2 protein-coding genes are annotated in these 576 nt (G+C 44.8%); both read right to left on the minus strand.

Annotated elements, in window-relative coordinates; all coding sequences use genetic code 11:
• On the minus strand, window positions 1-204 hold a 204-nt coding region (locus BBA02S_RS19990), incomplete at its 3' end, for a hypothetical protein (RefSeq protein ID WP_061786774.1).
• Entirely contained in the window at window positions 201-401 is a 201-nt protein-coding gene (locus tag BBA02S_RS19995) for a hypothetical protein (protein WP_041113221.1), read from the minus strand. The genes BBA02S_RS19995 and BBA02S_RS19990, both read right to left, overlap by 4 nt.
• Window positions 402-576: the final 175 nt, after the last annotated feature.

Raw genomic sequence — 576 nt, forward strand, 5'->3', positions numbered from 1 at the left:
TGCGCACTCTTCCAGAGCCATCAGCTTCCAGTCGTAATCCGCATCGTTTGCATCGTCAATGCTCCGGCCGTACTTCGCAAAACCTTTTTCATCCTGAGCGTCTACAATGGCAGTGAATCCCTTGATGACTTCTTGACTGATTTGTGGTCGTGAATATGAATTTTGCATATTGTTATCTTTGTTCGCTTTTTTCCCTCCACTCATTTCTTCTTCTCGAACTTTCTATCAAATTCTTTCCAAAAACCCTCTACTATCTTGTCCTTTTTTCCAGCCCGTTTTATAAGATGCGTAGCAAGAGCCCGTCGCAATCTTTCCGGTTTAATCGGTTTGTTTACGTCATCCGACTTTTCATATACTTCGATTGCTTGCTTTGCTAATTTCTTGACTAGCCGCTTTTTCATTTACTCTCCTCCGCCTCAACTAGTGATTTCAGCCACTCCCGATCGTTCGTATCCAGCGCCATGTTGATGTGCAGCCGTTTCAAGGTTGCCGCATCCTCTGAAGTCAACTCGCTATCTAACGGCTCCACTTGATGATGACTGAACCGCTTTTCTCCTTCTGACTTTCCGTCTCTGA

Origin of the sequence: Bacillus badius NBRC 15713, assembly GCF_001591605.1 — a bacterium.
Taxonomy (GTDB): Bacteria; Bacillota; Bacilli; order Bacillales; family Domibacillaceae; genus Pseudobacillus; species Pseudobacillus badius.

What these genes read in the sequence shown, in the direction of transcription:
- BBA02S_RS19995 (WP_041113221.1), bottom strand. Translation starts at nt 401, where the DNA reads ATGAAAAAGCGGCTAGTCAAGAAATTAGCAAAGCAAGCAATCGAAGTA.